The organism is Streptomyces sp. NPDC046215 (assembly GCF_040646215.1).
In the GTDB taxonomy this organism is placed as follows: domain Bacteria; phylum Actinomycetota; class Actinomycetes; order Streptomycetales; family Streptomycetaceae; genus Streptomyces; species Streptomyces stramineus.
In genome coordinates, this window is the sequence record NZ_JBEYZW010000024.1 from 33,508 (window position 1) to 50,563 (window position 17,056).

Annotated in this window: 17 protein-coding genes and 1 pseudogene; 13 read left to right on the forward strand and 5 right to left on the reverse strand. The window is 70.3% G+C overall.

Annotated features, from left to right (window positions below):
* Nucleotides 1–25: 25 nt before the first annotated feature.
* Complete coding sequence (locus tag ABZ951_RS13410; protein WP_344089840.1) at nt 26–610, forward strand: PadR family transcriptional regulator; 585 nt, start codon at nt 26–28, stop codon at nt 608–610.
* A gap of 39 nt (nt 611–649) precedes the next feature.
* Here the strand turns inward: ABZ951_RS13410 and ABZ951_RS13415 are convergent, their stop codons facing one another.
* Nucleotides 650–1,768 carry an alpha/beta hydrolase-fold protein gene (locus tag ABZ951_RS13415; protein WP_344089839.1) on the reverse strand — a complete coding sequence of 373 codons (1,119 nt, stop codon included), beginning with the start codon at nt 1,766–1,768 and terminating at the stop codon, nt 650–652.
* A gap of 537 nt (nt 1,769–2,305) precedes the next feature.
* Between ABZ951_RS13415 and ABZ951_RS13420 the strand changes: the two genes are divergently transcribed.
* Both ABZ951_RS13420 and ABZ951_RS13425 read left to right on the forward strand, forming a co-directional pair.
* Nucleotides 2,306–3,328: a hypothetical protein gene (locus tag ABZ951_RS13420; protein ID WP_344089838.1), complete on the forward strand. Its 1,023-nt coding sequence runs from the start codon at nt 2,306–2,308 to the stop codon at nt 3,326–3,328.
* 29 nt (nt 3,329–3,357) lie between these two features.
* A complete protein-coding gene (locus ABZ951_RS13425) occupies nt 3,358–3,486 on the forward strand; it encodes a hypothetical protein (RefSeq protein ID WP_344089836.1) in 129 nt (42 codons plus the stop codon).
* A gap of 176 nt (nt 3,487–3,662) precedes the next feature.
* Here the strand turns inward: ABZ951_RS13425 and ABZ951_RS13430 are convergent.
* Nucleotides 3,663–4,286 (reverse strand): annotated as a pseudogene (locus ABZ951_RS13430) (transposase).
* A 159-nt stretch (nt 4,287–4,445) separates the two neighbouring features.
* Nucleotides 4,446–5,090, reverse strand: coding sequence for a flavin reductase family protein (locus ABZ951_RS13435; RefSeq protein WP_344089835.1), 645 nt, complete (start codon nt 5,088–5,090; stop codon nt 4,446–4,448).
* Between the two features lie 68 nt (nt 5,091–5,158).
* Here ABZ951_RS13435 and ABZ951_RS13440 point away from each other — a divergent pair, with 68 nt between their 5' ends.
* On the forward strand, nt 5,159–5,887 hold the full coding sequence (locus ABZ951_RS13440) for a helix-turn-helix domain-containing protein (RefSeq protein WP_344089834.1): 729 nt from the start codon (nt 5,159–5,161) through the stop codon (nt 5,885–5,887).
* Here ABZ951_RS13440 and ABZ951_RS13445 read toward each other — a convergent pair.
* Together ABZ951_RS13445 and ABZ951_RS13450 are read right to left on the reverse strand one after the other, a co-directional pair.
* Nucleotides 5,884–6,636, reverse strand: a complete 753-nt coding sequence (locus tag ABZ951_RS13445; protein ID WP_344089832.1) for a 2OG-Fe dioxygenase family protein — start codon at nt 6,634–6,636, stop codon at nt 5,884–5,886. The genes ABZ951_RS13440 and ABZ951_RS13445 overlap by 4 nt on opposite strands.
* Before the next feature lie 192 nt (nt 6,637–6,828).
* Nucleotides 6,829–7,824 carry a beta-ketoacyl-ACP synthase III gene (locus tag ABZ951_RS13450; protein WP_344089831.1) on the reverse strand — a complete coding sequence of 332 codons (996 nt, stop codon included), beginning with the start codon at nt 7,822–7,824 and terminating at the stop codon, nt 6,829–6,831.
* A gap of 764 nt (nt 7,825–8,588) precedes the next feature.
* Between ABZ951_RS13450 and ABZ951_RS13455 the strand changes: the two genes are divergently transcribed.
* The 9 genes from ABZ951_RS13455 to ABZ951_RS13495 all read left to right on the forward strand — a co-directional run bounded on the left by ABZ951_RS13455 (nt 8,589) and on the right by ABZ951_RS13495 (nt 17,041).
* Nucleotides 8,589–9,386, forward strand: a complete 798-nt coding sequence (locus tag ABZ951_RS13455; protein ID WP_344089830.1) for a thioesterase family protein — start codon at nt 8,589–8,591, stop codon at nt 9,384–9,386.
* A 119-nt stretch (nt 9,387–9,505) separates the two neighbouring features.
* A complete protein-coding gene (locus tag ABZ951_RS13460) occupies nt 9,506–11,236 on the forward strand; it encodes a fatty acyl-AMP ligase (RefSeq protein WP_344089829.1) in 1,731 nt (576 codons plus the stop codon).
* 12 nt (nt 11,237–11,248) lie between these two features.
* The gene (locus ABZ951_RS13465) at nt 11,249–12,217 is read left to right on the forward strand and encodes an acyl-CoA desaturase (RefSeq protein ID WP_344089828.1); all 969 of its coding nucleotides are present in this window, start codon (nt 11,249–11,251) and stop codon (nt 12,215–12,217) included.
* Nucleotides 12,218–12,261: 44 nt separating this feature from the next.
* Nucleotides 12,262–13,209, forward strand: coding sequence for a fatty acid desaturase (locus ABZ951_RS13470; RefSeq protein ID WP_344089827.1), 948 nt, complete (start codon nt 12,262–12,264; stop codon nt 13,207–13,209).
* Between the two features lie 96 nt (nt 13,210–13,305).
* Entirely contained in the window at nt 13,306–13,602 is a 297-nt protein-coding gene (locus ABZ951_RS13475) for an acyl carrier protein (protein WP_344089825.1), read from the forward strand.
* Nucleotides 13,603–13,616: 14 nt separating this feature from the next.
* Nucleotides 13,617–14,720, forward strand: coding sequence for a fatty acid desaturase (locus tag ABZ951_RS13480; RefSeq protein ID WP_344089824.1), 1,104 nt, complete (start codon nt 13,617–13,619; stop codon nt 14,718–14,720).
* Nucleotides 14,717–15,577 (forward strand): alpha/beta fold hydrolase, encoded by an 861-nt coding sequence (locus ABZ951_RS13485; RefSeq protein WP_344089823.1) that lies wholly within the window; start codon nt 14,717–14,719, stop codon nt 15,575–15,577. Before ABZ951_RS13480 ends, ABZ951_RS13485 begins: the two co-directional genes overlap by 4 nt.
* Before the next feature lie 26 nt (nt 15,578–15,603).
* On the forward strand, nt 15,604–15,756 hold the full coding sequence (locus tag ABZ951_RS13490) for a rubredoxin (RefSeq protein ID WP_344089896.1): 153 nt from the start codon (nt 15,604–15,606) through the stop codon (nt 15,754–15,756).
* Nucleotides 15,757–15,814: 58 nt separating this feature from the next.
* Nucleotides 15,815–17,041 (forward strand): cytochrome P450, encoded by a 1,227-nt coding sequence (locus ABZ951_RS13495; protein ID WP_344089821.1) that lies wholly within the window; start codon nt 15,815–15,817, stop codon nt 17,039–17,041.
* Nucleotides 17,042–17,056 lie beyond the last annotated feature (15 nt).

A 17,056-nucleotide genomic window follows, 5' to 3' on the forward strand; every position in this document is an offset into this window, starting at 1 on the left:
CCCCACCGCTCCTTAGGATGCGCACATGTCCCTCCCGCACGCGATCCTCACGGCCCTCCTCGAAAAGCCCTCCTCCGGGCTGGAGCTGACCCGCCGCTTCGACAAGTCGATCGGCTACTTCTGGTCCGCCACCCACCAGCAGATCTACCGCGAGCTGGGCAGGCTGGAACGGGCGGGGCACATCCGCGCCCTGCCCTGCGAGGTGCCCACCCGCGGGCAGAAGAAGGAGTACGAGGTCCTGCCCGCGGGCCGGGCGGAGCTGACGGCCTGGGTGTCCGGCGCCGAGGACCCGAGGCCCGTCCGCGACCCGCTCCTGCTGCGGCTGCGCGCGGCGGCCATGGTCGGCGCCGGGGGCCCCGAGGGCCTCGGTGCCGAGCTGCGCCGGCACCTTGAGCTGCACCGCGCCCAACTGGCGGAATACGCGCGGATCGAGGAGCGGGACTTCCCGCCGGGGCGTGACACCGGCGAGGACCGGCTGCGCCACCTCGTGCTGCGCGGCGGGATCGGCCTGGAGGAGTCCTGGGAGCGGTGGCTCACCGAAGCGCTCGCCGTCGTCGAGGCGCTGGAGGACGGGACGGCGGACGGGGCCGGGTCCGGGTCCGGAGGCTGACCGTCCGGGGCCGGCCCGGACCCGTGCCCGGGCCGCCGGTCAGGGAGCGGGCGTCGGGCCTTCCATCTGCTCGCTGATCCACTGGATCGGCCCCAGCCCCATGCTCGGGACGTAGGTGGCGGCGTCGTGCTTTCCGCCCGGTATCTCCCGCAGGTAGGTATGGATCGGCCCCTTGTTGCCGAAGGACTTGATGAACCCGTTGACCGCGTTGATCGTGATCGGGTCCTCCCGGGTGCCGACCTGGAAGGCGAGGTAGACGTCCGGCCCCTTGCGGTCGATCAGCTGCTGGGCGAGCACCTCGGGGTTGTTCTCCCGCTTCTCGCTCTCGTGCCCCTTCCACAGGGGCGAGTCGGGGACGATGTCCGGGCCGGAGGCGATCACGGTCTTGAACCGGTCCGGGTGCTTCAGCACGGCCTTGAGCCCCGCGAAACCGCCGGAGGAGGAGCCCATGAACGCCCAGCCGTCACGCGACTTCAGCGTGCGGAAGTTCTGCTTCATCAGATCCGGGACGTCCTCGGTCAGCCACGTGCCCATCTTCGGCTGACCGGGAATGTCGCTGCCGTCCCAGTACGTCCCGTTGCCCTTGGGGTTGAGCACCGGCATGGCGAGGAGGAAGGGCTTGCTCTTGCCCTGCTTGTACCACTTGGTGATGCTCGACTGGAGCTTGAGGTTGGTGCCCATCCAGTAGTTGTTCGGCCAGCCGGGGCCGCCGGGCAGCGCGACCATCACGGGGAAGCCGCTGTTGGCGAACTTCGGGTCCTCGTACTCCTTGGGCGCCCAGACCCATACCTTCCCGGTGAAGCCGGACTTCTTGCCCTCCAGGGTCACCACGCCGATGCGGGTGCCGTCCCCCAGCGTGTCGGCGATCTTGAAGTTCGCCTTGGGGCCGGTCGGCATCAGGTGCCGCGTCTCCACCTGCTGCGCACCGCTCGCCCCGCCGGCCTGCCCGCCCTCGCCCGCCCCGGCCGCGGGCCGGTCCTGACCGAAGCTCACGGGCTTGCCCTTGTCCGTGAAGGGCGGGATCTCGAAGTGGCTCATCACGGGCCAGGCGATCAGGCCCAGCGCGGCGGTGGACGCCACCGCGACCACCCATCTCTTGGTTCTGGATGCGCGGGGGCGGCCCTGGGGCACGTAGGCCCCGCCAGGTGACTGTGTCATCGCGTCGCTCCGGACGATGCTGCTGCCCCGAAGGACATGACGGTCTGTTTTCGTCCATGTGGATGGACAACCAGCCTCCCAGGTTCCGTATCTTCCCCGTGAACTGGACTACAGAGGGATGTGGCGGGAGCCTTGCCCCCCGGCTGCCCCGGAGTGCCCCCGTGAGCCGTATCAGGGGGCGCCCGGCGCGCGGACTAGGGCAGATGCCTATGCAAGGGGAAGCGAATGCGCTGCGCGCTCCCAACACACCTACGTAAAGTATGGTTTTCGTTTTTGCCGTCCTGCGGGGAGGGCAACACCCAGCCAGGCCCTCGGGCCGGAGCGGGTACGGCCGGTTCCGGCCGTACCGGGGCAGGGCGGGCCGGTGGTCCGCCACGAGGTGGGAGGGGGAGGTCTGCGATCGAAGTGCTCTGCCAGTCCGCCGGGGAGGCGGCAGTCGCCGCGCACACCTGGCCGTCGCCGAGGCCACAGGCCGGGCGCCGGCGTGACACCGGAAGCGAGACCGGATCGGCACGGCCCCGAAGGAGGCTGGCCTCGATGCCCCAGGACGTACACCTGGACATACCGTTCCCCACGAAGACCAACCCGCACGTGGAAACGGCACAGGCGCGCAACGAGGAGTGGCTGATCTCCACCGGGCTGCTCAGCAGCCGCCGCAACCTCGACCGCTACCGGACCTGGCGGATCGCCTGGCTCGCCGCGGGCTTCCTCCCCCATGAGCGGGAGGAGGACCTGACCTTCGGGCTGGCGGTCCAGAGCTTCTTCTTCTTTTTCGACGACCTCTTCGACGGCAGCCTGGGCGAGGACCCCGTCGCCACGTACGAGATCTGCCACCAGATGGCGGCCCTCACCCGCCATGGCTCGGGCGGGTCCGGAATCACCCCTTCCTTCCCACTGGCCCGCATGTGGTGCACCCTGTGGCGCCGCGCCCAGGCGGGGATGTCACCCGCCTGGCGGGGGCGGGCGATCCGGCACTGGGAGGAGTACTTCCTGACCTACGTCTCGGAGGCCGTCAACCGCAAGAGCAACACCTCCCTGCGCATGGACGCGTACCTCAAGCTGCGCCGGGACGGCATCGGCAGCCAGGTGGTCCTGGACATCTCCGAGCGGTGCGGGCATTACGAGGCACCGCCGGAGATCCACCAGAGCATGTGCATGCTGGAGGCCAGGGACATCACGGCCGAAGTGGTCACCCTCACCAACGACCTGCACTCCCTGGAGAAGGACCTGGCGAACGGCGAACCGAACAACGCCGTGCAACTGCTGCGCCAGGAGCACGGCTGCTCGCAGGAGGAGGCGATAGGGCGCTTGCAGGAGATGGTCAGCCTGCGCACCGCCCGCTTCCAGCAGCTGGTGGCCGAGGCCGACCGGCTCTGCGACACCTTCGGGTTCTCCCTGGAGCAGCGGGTCAACACCCACCGCTTCCTGGACGCCAACCGGGCCTGTATGCGGGGCAACTACGACTGGAGCAGGACCAGCGACCGCTACAGCAGGGTCGGCGTCCTGCACGTCACGCGCTCGCCCCGCATCGAGGACGTCATAGCCCAGACCGCCGAATGAGGCCGCCCGCCGGATAAGACCGCCCGCTGATGGAGACCGCCCACCGGCTGAGGCTGCTGCCGGACCGCGGCAGCAGCCTCGTGCACCCGGCGCAGGGACCGCTCGCCCCCTTCACCCCCGGCCCGCCGCCGGGCGGCGCCAGGAGCGTGTCCCAGTAACGGGTAAGCGGTCAGCTGACCGTGATCGATGGGATCGGTCGCGGTCGTTCTGTCGGCGCCTGAGGGCTGTCGTCGAGGTTCAGCCTGCCGGTCGTGCGGCCCGGCAGGGCCGTGACGGGGCCGGGAGGCCCGGCCGGTCAGCCGGCCAGGGCGGTGAGTCCGGTGGTTCCGGCATGTCAGAAGATCTTGCGGAGGTTGTGGCAGGCAGCGAGCAGGCGCCACTCGCCGCGGGCGCCGTCTTCGCCGCGCAGGAGGAGTTGGCGGTCGTTCTGGCAGGTCATGATCTGTCCGAAGACTGGTTCGACGACGGCCTGGGCGTTGTATGCCTGGATGTAGGCGCCGTCGCTGTTCTTCATGATCCGCGAGTCGGGGTCGGTGAAGTTGGCCTGGGCCTTGGGTTTGGGGATTGCTTTCGCGGCGGCCGTCTCGCCGGCGTCGGGAAGTCCGGTCCCTGGCCGGCGGCCAGGAACCGGAACGCGATGTCGTCGGCGCACCTGCGCTCGATCGCCCGTGAGGAGCGGACCCGGTGGTGTAGCCGTAGATCAGCAGCCGCAGCATCAGCCGAGGGTCGTAGGCGGGTAGCCGCGCTTCGCGGTGTAGTCGGCCAGGACCGGTCCCAGGTCCAGGACCTCGTCCACCAGGTCGGCGACGAACCGGGCGAGGTGGTCCTGCGGTAGCCGGCCGTCCAGCGACGGGGGCAGCAGCAGGACCTGGTGCGGGTCGAACGCCCTGAACCGCTTGGCCACCGGCATCGGACGGCCCTGCGGCTGCCTCTTCTCGACCGGCCCGACCGCGAACAGCCCATCCCCATCACGCATACCGGGATTGTCCGGCACGTATAGTTACCAACCGAGGCAGGCCCCGACGGTTGCAATTCAGCGGGGCCGCCGACACCGGTCCGGAGGTTTCCCTGCGCTGTCCCCCAACGCTCGCCGAGGCCGGCAGGAGTCCAGGTGGCTTCAGCGGGGTGTCTGGGAACGGAAGCTGTGGCCGAGCTCGGGGCCGAGTCCGTAGTAGTGGCGGAAGTTGTAGATCAGCGGGCTCCACCTGGCCGGGTCGACGTGCTGAGAGCCGGGGACGACGATGCGCGGATCGGCGTGGACCTTGAGCACCTGGGCTTCGACGATGAGGAACACGCCGGAGACGTCGGGCTGGACCCGGGCGGCACGGGCCTCCAGTTGCAGGGGGCATTCGGCGACCCGGGGCGGCCGGACCAGCGCGGAGGGCTCAGGTCGCAGCCCGGCGGCCGCGAACTTGTCCCGCTCGGATCGGAAGGCGCCCTGCTTGTCCACGGGCACGGGGGTGCGCCCGGTGAGCGGCGCGAGCTGTTCCACCGCCGGCCACTGGGTCGGCGCGGGCAGGTTGATCACGAGCTCGGGCCGGCTGCGGAGGTTGTGCGCGGTCTGCCCCTCGACCCCCACACCCAGGACGACCACCTGACCCAGTGCCCAGGCCGAGGAGATCGGCGCGAGATTGAAGGAGCCGTCCTCGTTCTCCGTGGAGAGCAGCACGACGGGTGTTCCGAAGTACAGGATGCTTGGTGTGATGGTCACATGGTCCGCCGAGGTGTCGGCGGGCGCGCTGTCCGGCGTCAGGGTGTTCATGGGACCCGACGGTAGGGCGGAGAAGCTTCGGCGCGCGCCGAAGGATCCCCGGTGGATGATGGACGGTGATGAACAACCGTGACGCGCATGCCGAAGGCCCGGACCTGGCCGCCCTGGCCGGTCTCCTGGCCGACAACACCCGCGCAGGATTCTGCCTCGCGCTGCTGGACGGCCGGGCCTGGACCGCGACCGAGTTGGCCCGCCATGCCGGGGTGGCCGCCTCGACTGCGACTGAGCACTTGAACCTCCTTGTCGCCGGAGGATTGCTGGCACAGGAGCGTCAGGGCCGTCATCGCTACGTTCGCCTGGCCGACCCCGCCACGGCGGAACTGATCGAGAACCTTGCCTCAATGGCGCCTCTACGACCCACCCCGCCCCACTCACTGCCGGCTGTCAACCGCAGCCGGGCGCTGGCCCGCGCCCGCACTTGCTACGACCACCTCGCCGGCGCCCTCGGGGTCGCGATCACCACGGCCATGACCGATCGGGGACTACTCGACTGGGAGCATGGACTGACGCTCACCGGCAACGGGACCGCCTGGCTGAACGAGCTCGGCATCACCCTTCCGCCCGACAAGCGGCGTCCGCCTGTCCGCTCATGCCTGGACTGGACAGAACGCCGCCCCCACCTGGCCGGCACCGTCGGTGCCGCCGTATGCCGGCATGCCTTCGACTCCGACTGGATCACTCAGATCGGCACCAGCCGCGCCGTCGTTCTCACCGACACCGGCCGGCGCGCCCTCCGGGACCACCTCGGCCCGTCCGACGATTGGTCCGTTACTGACCCACGCTCCTAGCCGGTGAAGAAGTCGACGAGAAGCATGTCCCGGGTGCCGAAGTCGGTGCCCGGGGCGGGGCGGATGGGGGAGACGCCGTGCAGGACGCGGCGGTCGTCGAGGACGACGGTCTCCAGGGGCCGGGTGAGCACGGCCCGGTGGACGGGCTGTTCGCGCAGGTCGTACAGGCACGACTCGGCGCCCCGGACGTCCTGGCGGCGGATGAGGACCTGGGCTACGTAGCAGTGCCCGTCCTGGTGGACGCCCTCCGGGGCGGGGTGGCCCTCGGCGCCGGCGGTGGCGGTGACCCGGATCTGGTGGACCCCGCAGGTGTCGATCCCGGCACGCGGGCCCGGCAGGTGGTCCCAGAGGGTCCGTACGAGCGTGCGCAGGACCTCGCCCCGCGCCACGTCCTCGCGCAGCGGCGCGAACAGGCGCGGCACCCCGCCGTGCACCTTGTTCACCGACCGGTCCTGGAAGAAGACGCCGTGCGGAAGCGGAGCCAGGTGACCACCGGTGAAGCGGAAGGTGCCGTAACGGCGGAAGCGGTAGGGGGACGCGGTGTTCAGATGGGTGTCGGCCGGCAGGTCGTGCCAGGACCCGGTGAACTCGCCGAGGCGTTCGGGGGCGATGCCGGCGAGCGCGGACGTGAGGGTTCCGGGGCCGAGGTGGACAAAGGGCGGCGGCTCCGGTGTGGCCGGTTCCGGTACATCCGGGAGCCGGGACGCGGTGGCGGGCTGGTCCGGCGCGTGCGGTGGCCGTGAGCTCATGTCGTTCCTTGCCTTCGTACGGGCCTGGGCACGGGCCCGGTTCGGGCCCGCGCGGGTGGCGTCAGCTCCGGGGCCACCGGGCGGGTGAACCCCTTGTCGACAGTAGGCTGACAGCCGGCCGTCCTGGCCGGAATGCGCTGAACGACGGTGCGGGTGACCGCATTCACCGTCCGTACGCAGTCTTGACGGGCGTCAGGGAAGGCGGACGACCTGGGCCCCCCAGGTGAGCCCGGCCCCGAACCCGAGGAACAGCGCGAGGCCGCCGCTGCCGACGGCGCCCGATTCGCGCAGCCGGGCCACGGCGAGCGGCACGGAGGCGGCGGAGGTGTTGCCCGCGTGCACCACGTCCTGGGCCACCACGACGTGCGGCGGCAGGGCGAGCCGCTCGGCGACGGTGCCGATGATCCGCAGATTGGCCTGGTGGGGGACGAACGCGTCGAGGTCGGACGGGCTCACGCCCGCGGCGTCGAGGGCCCGGCGGGCCACCTTGGGCATCTCCTCGATGGCCCAGCGGAACACCTCGGGCCCGGCCATGCGCATGGTGGGCCAGCCGGCGCCGGGGTCGTCGCGGTAGCCCAGCCAGTCGGCCGAGTGGGCGATGAGGTCGCCCCGGCTGCCGTCGGACCCCCAGACCACCGGGCCGATGCCCGTCTCCTCGGCCGGGCCCACCACCATCGCCCCCGCCCCGTCGGCGAACAGGATGGCCGCCGAGGGGTCCTCGGGGTCGACGATGTCGGTCATCTTGTCGGAGCCGATCACGACCACGTACCGGGCGGAGCCGTCGCGCACCATCGACGCCGCCAGCGCCAGGCCGTAGCAGAACCCCGCGCACGCCGCGTTGAGGTCGAAGGCCGCCGGGGCCCGGGTGCCGAGCCGGTGGGCGATCTCGGTCGAGGCGCCGGGGCTCTGCCGCAAGTTGGACATGGAGGCCAGCACGACCGCGTCGAGCCGGTCGGGCTCGACCCCGGCGTCGGCGGCCGCCTTCCGCGCGGCCTCCACCGCCATCTCCACCACGCCCTCGTCGGCGGCGGCGTAGCGGCGCTCCACGATGCCGGTACGGCGTTGGATCCACTCCGCCGTACGGCCGGTGCGGGCGGCCACCTCGTCATTGGTCACGACCCGGTGCGGACGGTACGCCCCGATCCCCAGAATCCCTACGCCCTGTTCGGCAGTTCGCTGTATCTGCATGGCAATACCAACCTCGGTCCGTCCTGGTTGCTGGGCCTCGCGCGGCCGTCTCGGTGGATCTGCGGGGACGTGCGTTCACACCACTAACGGGATCCGGGCCCGGTGGCATTGACAGAAGGGGCGGCTTTGTCCACGGTCCGCCGGATGGCACGCACCGTGTTCGTCCATTGCGTGAAATCACGCGAGCCCGGGCGGACGTAAACATTCCGCGTCGCTGGAGTAACAGAGATATCGAGGGACAACTGCGGTAACAGAGAAGGCCGTCGGAATCCGGCCTTCCGGGCCACCGCGGCGCAGGGCGCCCACATCGAGGTCATGATCGGCTCATGGTCGGCTCACAGCCGACAACAGGCCATAAGGAGAAGGGGAAAGGCCGGATCGGGCCTGTGAATACATTGCGGCGCCGGGTTTTCACCCAGGGATGTGTGATCCGCTGTGACCCTTGTCGTGCCGCGCATACAGGCCCCCCCAAGCCAGAACGTGAGCTACTCGCGGTGAGACTATCTCCGGCCGTGTCGGCCTTCGCAACCCACTGCGGTGCGGTCGTCGAGTGTTGAACGTCACGCCGTTTCGAGGGTTCGGAGTTTCGTGACGCGGGTCACAAAAATATTTGCTTGCTAGCTGACGCGCGGCCCTTCTACGGTCAAACACGTGATCCAACTCCACACAATGACTGGCCTGTTGTCGACGATCAGGCTCCGCCACTGCACGGTGTTCGCCGGTCCCGGCAGCAACCGCCGGCCACGGGTGAGAGCGGTGAACACATGACGAACACCACGACACCGGTGTCCCCCCTGGCTCTCCTGCGAAAGCCCGCAGGAGAGCCCATCGACGCCGGAACACACCTGAACGGCTTCGGCGGATTCCACGGCGGCCTCGCTCTCGCACTCCTGACCTCGGCAATGCGGGGCGAGGCGGCCGGACTTCCGCTGCAAAGCGTCACCGCGCGCTTCGACCGTCCCATCGGCGCGGAGTTCCGGGTGGAGACCTCGAAGATCCGGGCCGGGCGGAGCATCACGGTATGCGCCGCCCGCGCGGTGTCCGGCAAGGGAATTCACGTGGACGCCACGGCGGTCCACGGGACGCCCGCACCGTCCACCTGGCAGCCCTTCGCACCGGCCGCCCCGGTGGCACCGCCGCCCGAGGAATGCGAAATTTTCGCCATTCCCCCGGAGTTCGTGCCGATTTCCGCATACATGGAGATCCGCCCGGTCGGCACCGCCCGCCCTTACAGCGGCGGCGCCGAGCCGGAACTCACCGCGTGGATACGCCTCCTGGGGGACGAAGAGCCCCCGGACACCGCGCGTTTCATTTTCCTGATGGACGCACTGGCACCGTCCTACGCGGCGGTGCTCTCGACGCTGGCCGCGGTACCCACGGTCGAACTCACCGTCCGGCCCAGCGCGAACCTCGTCCGCGCCGCCTCGCCGTGGATCCTGCTGCGCGCCACGACGCGCTCGGCGAGCGCCGACGGGTGGGTGGACGAGCAGCTCGACGCCTGGGGCCCGGACGGCACCCACCTGGGCTCGGCCCGGCAGCTCCGCGTCGTCCGCGCGGGCTGACGTCACCGCGGGCGCGCGGGAACCACCAACGGAACGCGGATCCCGGTCACGGGATCCGGAACATCGGGGGCACTGTGGATCACAAAGCAGGGTGGGCTCGCACGTCGTTGCCCACGTCCTTGCCCGCAATACTCGACTACCGGGCCGCCCTGCCACGGCAGTTGGCGTTCCGCTTCCTGCCCGACGGCACGAGCGAGACGGCCGTGGACTGGAGCTACCAGGACCTGGCCGCCCACGCCGGCCGCGTCGCCGCGGAGCTGCTCCGCCGGCAGGCCACCGGGCGCCGCGTCGTCCTGGCCCTGGACCCCGGCCTGCACTACGTCGCGGCCCTCTTCGGGATCTTCCAGGCCGGCGCCACGGCGGTGCCCTCCTTCCCGCCGACCGGCAAGCGGGCCGTGGCGCGCTTCGCCTCGATCGTCGAGGACTGCGCGCCCGAGGTGATCATCGCCGACACCCGCCTGGCCAAGCGGGTCGAGCAGTTCGAGGCGGAGCTTCCCGCGGGGGTGGCCCGCCCGGGGTGGATGTTCGTCGACGACGCGTTCTTCGACGGCGAGCCCGGACCCGAGGCGCCGCGGGTTCCGGTGACCGAGCCGGCGCTGTTGCAGTACACCTCCGGTTCCACCGGGGACCCCAAGGGGATCGTGCTCAGCCACGACAACCTCGTGAGCAACTGCGTGGCCCTCGAAGAGAACATGGGGTACGAGCCGGACCGCGTCGGCTGCACCTGGCTGCCGCCGTACCACGACATGGGCCTGATGGGCACGATCATGCTCGCGGTCCACGGCGGCTGGCCCCTGGTGCTGATGTCCCCGGCGCACTTCGTCCAGCAGCCCTACCGCTGGCTCAAGGCCGTCACCGACCACAAGGTGACCATCTCGGTCGGTCCCAACTTTGCGTTTGACCTGTGCACGACCAGTGTGACGGACGAGGAGCTGGCCACCCTGGACCTCGGCAGCCTGCGGCAGGTCTTCTGCGGATCCGAGCCCGTCTCCCGGGCCACGATGGACGCCTTCCTCGAACGGTTCGCGGCGTGCGGCTACGACGAGACCGCGCTCATCCCCTGCTACGGCCTGGCCGAGGCGACCCTGTACGTGTCGGGCAAGGCCACGGGCACCGCGGTGCGCACCGAACGGCTGGACAAGGCCGCCCTGGAGAACGGTCTGGTGCGCCGCACCGAGGCCCCCGGGACGGACGGGGTGGCGCGAATCGTCAGCTGCGGCGCCGTCGCCGAGGGGCACGAGGTCGTCATCGTCGATCCGGAGAGCCGTCGTCCGGTGGAAACCGGTCACGTCGGCGAGGTCTGGGTCAGCGGCCCGAACGTCGCCCAGGGCTACCTGGGCAGGCCGGGACCGACCGCGGAGACCTTCACCGCCCACCTGGCGGGTTCGGAAAATGAACGCACCTTCCTGCGGACCGGCGACCTCGGCTTCCTGCTCGACGGGGAGCTCTTCATCACCGGGCGCCTCAAGGACCTCATCGTCATCGCCGGCCGCAATCTCTACCCGCAGGACATCGAGCGCACCGTTCAAGGGGCCCACGGGAAGCTGCGCGGTTCCGCCGTGTTCTCCGTGGCCGGCGAGAGCGGCGAGGACCTGGTCGTGGTGACCGAGTTCCGCGGCACCGCCCGGCAACTGGCGCTGGAGATCGACGAGGTGCTGGAGGCGGTGATCGCCTCGGTGACCGCCGAGCACGGCGTCCGGCCGGCCGATGTGCACGTCGGGCCGGTCGGCGCGATCCCCATGACAACCAGCGGCAAGGTCCGCCGGAACGCGACACGGAAGGCCTACGTCCAGGGATCGCTGAAGAAGCTGGCCCTGGCCACCGACGACGAGCCGCTGTCCGTGCGGTGACGGGAGCCCACCATGACTGTTTCCCCCGAGACTTCCCCCGAGGCTTCGCCCGAGACCTCACCCGGCACCCCGGCCGCCGCCTCCCCGGGCGCCCCGGCCGCGGCGCCGGACACCGACGCCTCCGCCCGCAGGCTGGCGTACCTCACCGTGGGGGTGCCCACCCTCGGGTTCGCCGGAGCGGTGGTGTTCGCCTTCACCTACGGCTTCACCGCCGTCGACATCGGCCTGCTCGTCGGCATGTACCTGCTGACCTCGCTGGGGGTGGAGGGCGGCTTCCACCGCTTCTTCTCCCACCTGTCCTTCGCGGCCAAGCCCGGCGTCACCGCGTTCTGGGGCATCGCCGGGAGCATGGCCGCCCAGGGCCCCGTCGTCTTCTGGGTGGCCACCCACCGCCAGCACCACGCCTTCACCGACCGCGACGGCGACCCGCACTCGCCGCGGCCCCGTGAGGACGGCCGCCGGTTCCCCCGGGCCCGCGGCCTGTGGCACGGCCACGTCGGCTGGCTGTTCACCGTCCGCCGGCAGAACTGGAGCAAGTACGTACCGGACCTGATGAAGAACCGGCTCGTCATGAAGATCAACGAGTACTACTTCGTCTGGGTCCTGCTGGGCCTGGCCCTGCCCGCCCTGCTCGGATGGGCGCTGACCGGCGGCACCGCCCGCGGCGCGGCCGGCGGCCTCCTGTGGGGCGGCCTGGCGCGGATCTTCCTCCTCGACCACGTGACGTGGAGCGTCAACTCCATCGGCCACACGCTCGGCAACCGGCCGCACCGGACACGCGACAACAGCCGCAACGTGGCCTCGCTCGCCGCGTTCTCCGTCGGCGGCTCCTGGCACAACAACCATCACGCCAAGCCCGCCCTGGCCCACAACCGGCACACGTTCTGGCAGATCGACATCGCGGGAGGGTTCATCCGGCTCCTGGACGTCCTGGGCCTGGTCCACAACGTCCGATACCCCCAACGCGCACGGCCGGAGTAGCACCAGCCCGGAGTGAGAACCCGCACAGAAAAGGAGTGGCTCCCGTGTCCTCGGCAACAGCTGACCCCCTCGCGGCGGCGATCGTCAAACTCGACCCCGCCAGCCGCCGCATCAAACGCTTCTCCGCCCTGACCACGATGTTGCTGCCGCTGCTGGGTACCGTCGCGGCCGTCTACTTCCTGTGGACCGGAAACTTCACGACCACGGACATGGTCCTGTTCGTCGTGATGTATTTCGTGCACATGGGCGGCATCACCATCGGCTTCCACCGCTACCTCTCGCACAAGGCGTTCAAGACCTCGCCCGTGTTCCAGGGCGTCATGATGATCACCGGTTCGATGGGCGCCCAGGGGCCCCTGATGTTCTGGGTGACGACCCACCGCCGCCACCACCGCTTCAGCGACCGCGAGGGCGACCCGCACTCGCCCAACCTGCACGGCTGGAGCCTCAAGGCCCGGATGCGCGGCCTGTGGTACGCCCACATGCCCTGGATGCTCAGCGACGAGACGTCGAAGTGGACCGTCTTCGCCCCGGACGTCCTGCGCGACCGCCGGCTGATGTGGTACCACCGCACCTACCCGGTCTGGGTCCTCACCGGCCTGCTGATCCCGGCCGTCATCGGCTTCGCCGTCGAGCAGACCCCGATGTCGCTGCTGACCGGCCTGGTCTTCGGTGGCTTCGCCCGCATCTTCGTCGCCAACCAGGCCGCCTGGTGCGTCGGTTCGATCTGCCACGCCATCGGCAGCCGCCCGTTCGACAACCAGGACCGCAGCGCCAACAACTGGCCCGTCGCCGCCTTCACCTTCGGCGAGGGGCTCCAGAACAACCACCACGCCTTCCCCGGCTCGTACCGCCACGGCGTGACGTGGTGGGAGCCGGACCTGAGCGGCTGGCTGCTCTTCGGCCTGGGCAAGGCCGGCGTCGTCTGGGACCTGCGCGAGCCCGACCGGGCGACCATCGCCAGGAAACGGGCCATGAAGACGGCCGCCTGAGGGCTTCCGGCACCGGCCCCGCGGGCACCTCCCGGCCCGCCGGGCTCCCCTGAGACAACCCGACCCCCGATATTCCGGCAGGAGCGTTACCCACACATGTTCGGACGCAAGAAGGAAGCCCAGCTCACCGGCCCGCTCACGGAGGAGTCCCTCCGGCAGTGGCTGGTCGACCACCTGGCCCAGCGGATCGAGGTGTCGCCCTCCGACATCGATACCCGGAAGTCCTTCGAGGCATACGGCCTGGACTCCCGCGTCGCCGTCCAGGTCTCCGGCTCCCTGGAGAAGATCGTCGAGCGCCGGCTCTCGCCCGGTCTGCTCTACGAGCACCAGACCATCGACGACCTGAGCCGCTACCTGGCGCAGGAACTCAGGCTGTCCGACCGGACCGGCTGAAAGGGAGAGAGACGATGGCCGCGTACAACTTCCCGTCGGCTCCCGACGAACACTTCCAGGAATTCCTCCGCAAGTCCGAGCAGCTTGAGGGCGAACGCCTCCAGGCGGCCATCCCGAAGGATTACTTCGAACCCCGCGTGGGCCGCGGCCTCCTCGGCTTCGCCGTCAGCTGGGCGCTGTACATCGGCGCGATCGTCGGCATCGCCTTCTCCCCGCACTGGGCCCTGTGGATACCGCTGTGGGTGGTCGCCGGCCTGGGCGGCTGGGGGCTGCACTGCATCGCCCACGACTGCGGGCACGGTTCGTTCTCCCGCTCGCGCAAGTTCAACTTCGCGATCGGCCATGTGGCGCTGCTGCCGCTGATCTACCCCTTCCACGCCTGGCGGCACGTCCACAACCTGCACCACAGCCACACCAACAACCTTGAGCTGGACACGGACTGGCGGCCCGTCCCGGCGGCCCTGTACGACCGGATGCCCTTCCACGAGAAGGTCATCTATCACGGGACCCGCACCTGGGCCTTCTGGGGCGGCACCATCAACTACTGGCGGGAGTCGGGCTTCCGCCCCGGCTACTTCCCCAAGCGGGAGGCGCGCCGCGACGTCCGCCGCTCGATGGCCTTCGTCCTGGCCGTGTGCGTCCTGTACTTCGTGCCGCTGGTCTACTTCACCGGAGTGACGGGCTTCCTCATCTACTTCGTCGCCCCGTGGCTCGCCACTCACGCCTGGTTCAGCGCGACGACCCTGATGCACCACAGCTCCAGCGACATCCCGTACCTCACCAATGAGCACTGGACGCGCAACGCCAGCCGGCTGCTGGTGACCACCGACTTCGTGTACCCCAAGTGGCTGCTGTTCCTCACCCACAACATCTCCATCCACACGGCCCACCACGTCGCCCCGGTCGTCCCCTTCTACAACCTGCGCAAGGCCCAGCAGGCGCTGAAGGACGCGTACCCGGGCATGGTCCGCGAGGAGCGCGTCAAGGTCGGCCAGCTGGCGAAGATCATCCGGCGGCTGCACTTCTACGACACGGAGTCGGGCTTCTACACCGACTTCTCCCGCACGAAGATCGGCCCGGTGGATGCCCGGCCGGTGTCCGTGAAGACCCCGTCATGACACCGCTCGCCCTGAGGAGGTTCGCCCACGCGGCCGCCGGCACCCTGCTGCCGGGCGTCGGCGGCCGCTGGGCCACCGACGTCTTCTCCCGCACCCGCGCGCTGGGCACCCGGCCGGACAACGTCCTGCCCCTGGGGGCCCGCCGCTTCGCCATCGAGGGCAACCCCGACGTGAGCGGCGGCTACCTGTGGGGCGACGACGGCCCCACCGCGCTCCTCGTCCACGGCTGGGGCGCCGACAGCACCAGCATGTACTCCCTCATCACCCCCTTGCGGGAGCTCGGCTACCGCGTCGCGGCCTTCGACGCCCCCGCACACGGGGTATCGAAGGGCAAGCAGGCGACGATGACCCAGTACACGGTGGCCGTACGGGCCGCCCTGGACTCCCTCGGCGGGGCCCGGGTGGTCGTCGCGCACTCCCTCGGGTCCATCGCCGCGATCGGCGCCGTGGCCGCGCGGCCCGAGGAGCGGGTCGACTGCATCACGCTGGTCGCACCGACCTGCACCCTCACCGCCGTCCTGGAGCGGTGGTCACGGGACGAACTGCGCCTGTCCCGCTCCACCGTCGACCGCGTCTACCGCGAACTGCACCGCCGCAACGGCGTACCCGTCAGCCACTGGGACGTCGTGGGCCTCGGCCGCGCGCTCGACATCCCGGTCCTGGCCCTGCACGACCCCGACGACCCGGTCGTCCCCATCTGCGAGGCCGAGGCCATCGCCGAGGGGCTGCGCGACGTGCGGCTCCAGCGGACCCCGGGCCGCGGCCACATGGGGATCCTCATGTCCCCCGAAGTGAAAAGCGCCGTCTCCGCGTTCGTCGCCGAACACGGAACAAGGACTGGAGAGACCATCCCGTGAGCGAGGACATCGGGAAAAGGGCATGGATGTGCCTGGTGTGCGGCTGGGTGTACTACGAGGCACTCGGCCTGCCCGAGGAGGGCATCGCACCTGGCACGCCCTGGGAAGACATACCGGACACCTGGGAGTGCCCGGACTGCGGTGCCGTCAAGGAGGACTTCGTGATGGCCCCGCTGTAGAGCCGGCGGACTCCCCGCACACCCGTCCGCCCGGAAGCTTTGAACAGGAGAACGACTCATGAGCACATCGGTGATGGACCCCGGCACGGCGATGATGACGCTGATGACGCCGGAGGGCAAGCGCGACCCGTACCCCCTGTACGAGGCCCTGCGCGCGTACGGGCCGCTGCTGCGGCTCGGCCCGGACCAAGTGGTGGTCACCGGCCACGCCGAGTGCTTCCGCGCCCTGCGCGAACCGGGGCTGCTCTCGACGGACGGCCCGGTCCAGGACCGGATGATGCCCGGCTGGCGCGAGCACTCCTCGTGGGTGTGGCTCACCAAGAACATGCTCTTCAGCAACTCCCCTGACCACGAGCGCTACCGGCGGTTCTTCAGCGTCGCCTTCACCCCGCGGCGCATCGCCGAGCTGCGCCCCGTCGTGGAGAAGCTGATAACCGAGCTGGTGGACCGGCTGGCGGAGACCGGCGCCGACGGCGAACCGGTGGACTTCATGGCCGAGTTCGCCTTCCAGGTGCCGATGGCCGTCGTCGGCCACATGCTGGGAATCCCCAAGGAGGACTGGCCGAGCTTCCGCGGGCCCGTCGGCGCCATCACCACCGCCCTGGAACCCATCAGGGACCTCGCCCAGCTCGACCAGGGCGACGCCGGGATGGACTGGATGGCCGAGTACTTCACCGACCTGGCCGCCAAGCGCCGCGCCGAGCCCGCCGACGACATGGTCAGCGAGATGACGCGGGCCCGCGACGAGCGGGGCGAGCTCAGCGAGGAGGAGCTCATCGCCAACTTCATGCTGCTCCTCGTCGCCGGCACCGAGGCCCCCATGGACCTCATCGCCAACGCCGTGCGGCTGGCCGTCGCCCACCCCGAGCACGCCGACGCCCTCCGCGAGGACCCCTCCCTCGCCCCCGGCTACATCGAGGAGACGCTCCGCTTCGACCCGGCGGCCCAGGCGCTCAACCGCATGGCCGCCACGGACCTCGAATTCTTCGGCGTCCCGCTCACCGCCGGCACGAAGGTCACCCTCCTGATCGCCGCCGGCAACCGCGACCCGCGCCGCTTCACCGACCCCGGCCGCTTCGACCCCTACCGCAGCGGCAACCACGCGCTGACCCTCAGCGGCGGAGCCCACTTCTGCCTGGGGGCCGGCCTGGCCCGGATGCAGTCGGAGATCGCGCTGCCCGCGGTGCTGCGCCGCTTCCCCGCCCTCGCGCTCGCCGGGGAGCCGACCTTCCGCGACCAGTTGGTCCAGCGCGGGTTCGACCGCCTCCCCGTGAAGTGTGGGTGACGCCTCACAGCAAGG

Bases quoted from the DNA above. Each gene is read 5' to 3' on its own strand.
- ABZ951_RS13410 (WP_344089840.1), top strand. From the start codon at position 26: ATGTCCCTCCCGCACGCGATCCTCACGGCCCTCCTCGAAAAGCCCTCC.
- ABZ951_RS13415 (WP_344089839.1), bottom strand. From the start codon at position 1,768: ATGACACAGTCACCTGGCGGGGCCTACGTGCCCCAGGGCCGCCCCCGC.
- ABZ951_RS13420 (WP_344089838.1), top strand. From the start codon at position 2,306: ATGCCCCAGGACGTACACCTGGACATACCGTTCCCCACGAAGACCAAC.
- ABZ951_RS13425 (WP_344089836.1), top strand. From the start codon at position 3,358: ATGGAGACCGCCCACCGGCTGAGGCTGCTGCCGGACCGCGGCAGCAGC.
- ABZ951_RS13435 (WP_344089835.1), bottom strand. From the start codon at position 5,090: ATGAACACCCTGACGCCGGACAGCGCGCCCGCCGACACCTCGGCGGAC.
- ABZ951_RS13440 (WP_344089834.1), top strand. From the start codon at position 5,159: ATGAACAACCGTGACGCGCATGCCGAAGGCCCGGACCTGGCCGCCCTG.
- ABZ951_RS13445 (WP_344089832.1), bottom strand. From the start codon at position 6,636: ATGAGCTCACGGCCACCGCACGCGCCGGACCAGCCCGCCACCGCGTCC.
- ABZ951_RS13450 (WP_344089831.1), bottom strand. From the start codon at position 7,824: ATGCAGATACAGCGAACTGCCGAACAGGGCGTAGGGATTCTGGGGATC.
- ABZ951_RS13455 (WP_344089830.1), top strand. From the start codon at position 8,589: ATGACGAACACCACGACACCGGTGTCCCCCCTGGCTCTCCTGCGAAAG.
- ABZ951_RS13465 (WP_344089828.1), top strand. From the start codon at position 11,249: ATGACTGTTTCCCCCGAGACTTCCCCCGAGGCTTCGCCCGAGACCTCA.
- ABZ951_RS13475 (WP_344089825.1), top strand. From the start codon at position 13,306: ATGTTCGGACGCAAGAAGGAAGCCCAGCTCACCGGCCCGCTCACGGAG.
- ABZ951_RS13480 (WP_344089824.1), top strand. From the start codon at position 13,617: ATGGCCGCGTACAACTTCCCGTCGGCTCCCGACGAACACTTCCAGGAA.
- ABZ951_RS13485 (WP_344089823.1), top strand. From the start codon at position 14,717: ATGACACCGCTCGCCCTGAGGAGGTTCGCCCACGCGGCCGCCGGCACC.
- ABZ951_RS13490 (WP_344089896.1), top strand. From the start codon at position 15,604: ATGTGCCTGGTGTGCGGCTGGGTGTACTACGAGGCACTCGGCCTGCCC.
- ABZ951_RS13495 (WP_344089821.1), top strand. From the start codon at position 15,815: ATGAGCACATCGGTGATGGACCCCGGCACGGCGATGATGACGCTGATG.